At 74.1% G+C, this 1461-nt stretch carries 3 protein-coding genes and 2 pseudogenes; all 5 read right to left on the bottom strand.

Going from position 1 to position 1461, the window contains the following annotated elements; genetic code table 11:
• Nucleotides 1-33: 33 nt before the first annotated feature.
• Nucleotides 34-192 (bottom strand): hypothetical protein, encoded by a 159-nt coding sequence (locus FF041_RS39860; RefSeq protein ID WP_228388918.1) that lies wholly within the window; start codon nt 190-192, stop codon nt 34-36.
• Between the two features lie 20 nt (nt 193-212).
• Nucleotides 213-530, bottom strand: coding sequence for a hypothetical protein (locus FF041_RS39855; RefSeq protein WP_228388917.1), 318 nt, complete (start codon nt 528-530; stop codon nt 213-215).
• Between the two features lie 142 nt (nt 531-672).
• A pseudogene (locus FF041_RS40215) lies at nt 673-906 on the bottom strand (DNA cytosine methyltransferase); the annotation flags it as partial.
• A gap of 118 nt (nt 907-1024) precedes the next feature.
• Nucleotides 1025-1210, bottom strand: a pseudogene (locus tag FF041_RS40210) (DNA cytosine methyltransferase); the annotation flags it as partial.
• Nucleotides 1200-1461 (bottom strand): hypothetical protein (locus FF041_RS38510; protein ID WP_194292327.1); only part of this gene is annotated, 262 nt, incomplete at its 5' end. The pseudogene FF041_RS40210 and the gene FF041_RS38510, both read right to left, overlap by 11 nt.

Genomic DNA, 1461 nt, shown 5'->3' with positions numbered 1-1461 from the left:
GGCCCGGCCGGGAACCCCGGGATAGAGGAGGGCTCACCCCGCCCCGTGGGCGCAATGGCCCAGGGGCGGGGCCAGCAGTTCGACCGCAGAGGCGGCCTGCTGGGGGACGACGCCGTTGCCGAGCGCGGTGAGCTGCGCGGGACGGCCCAGGCCCGGGGTGTCGGTGACCCAGCCGGGTGGGAGGCCCTGCATCCACTCCACGAAAGCCGGACTCAGGCGGCCCGCGCCATCGGTCGGTGCCGGTGCCGCGCGGGTGAGGTTCTCCCATCGGGCGACGGCGGCGGCGTAGGGTCCCCACCGCTGTCCGTCTCGGCGAACAGCGGCAGGACCACCGCCGACAGCGGCGGCCGGAACCCCCGGCCGGCCCGGTGGCCCGGAGTACCCGTGTCCGTGGCCCTGGGTGTCGGCAGCAGCCGGGCCGTCGCCGAGGGCAGGGTCAAGTCGCCGTTGCCGTGCCGCTGGTTCGGCGACCCCTTGATCCCGTCCGACGCCTTCGGAGTGGGCAGTAGCCACTCCACCTCGTCCGCCAAATTGGGACCGTGGCCACCCTGCTTCCGCTTCGCCGGGTGCTGGCTGCCGCCGTTCTTTCCGATGTTGCTGGTCGGCGTCTTCAGCAGCGCGGGGCCAGGCGGTGAGGAAGACCCGCTCGCGGCGGTGGGGTGCGCCGACGTCGGAGGCGCGGAGCACGCGCCATCGCGCATCGAACCCGAGGTCGGCCAGGGAGCCGAGTACGGCACCGAGTGCCCGCACAGCAGGCTGACCTGCATGGTCTCCCAGACACCACGGGCAGGGTTCCAGCTCGCCAGAGGAGTGGCCGGCGGGGGAGGTGAGGAGCCCCCGGACATTCTCGATCACCACCAGACAGGGTCGGAGGGCTTCGATGGCGCGGGCGACGTGGTGCCACAGACCGGACCGGGTGCCCGCGGACAGCCCGGCCCGGCGACCGGCGACCGAGACGTCTTTGACAGGGGAAACCGGCCGTCAGGACGCACACCCCCGGAACCGTCGCCCAGTCCACCGTCGAGATGTCTCCGAGGTTCGGCACCCCGGGCCAGTGCCGGGCCAGAATCTTCGACGCCCCGGGGTCGGTGTCGGCGTGCCAGGCGAGTCGGCCGCCGAGGACCGTCTGGACGCCCAGGTCCAGGCCGCCGTACCCGGAGCACAGGCTCCCGATCAGCCGCCCGCCCGGCGGCACCGGTTCAGCGTGCATGGCGCGGCGCCGACGGGGGCGGGAGGAAGGCCCAGGTTCCCGGGATGCCACGGTGTTCGGGGCGGGCCGGGGGCACTGGCTGGGTCGAGCGGCTGAGCGCGGCGGTGACCTGGGGCAAGGGGCGGCTGATCGTGTCCGCCGCGGTCCGTAGCTCCAGGGCGACGGAGTCCAGGTTCTCCCGGGCCACCTCCAGGTGGTGGCGGAGGAGGCGGAAGGTCGCGTTGGTGTTCGCGGCCGGGAGGGTCTCGGCG

The organism is Streptomyces jumonjinensis (assembly GCF_009600885.1).
GTDB lineage: Bacteria > Actinomycetota > Actinomycetes > Streptomycetales > Streptomycetaceae > Streptomyces > Streptomyces jumonjinensis.
The sequence above is the reverse complement of the archived record's forward strand: the minus strand, read 5'-3'. Positions and strand labels throughout refer to the sequence as shown.

Bases quoted from the DNA above. Each gene is read 5' to 3' on its own strand.
- FF041_RS39860 (WP_228388918.1), bottom strand. From the start codon at position 192: ATGCAGGGCCTCCCACCCGGCTGGGTCACCGACACCCCGGGCCTGGGC.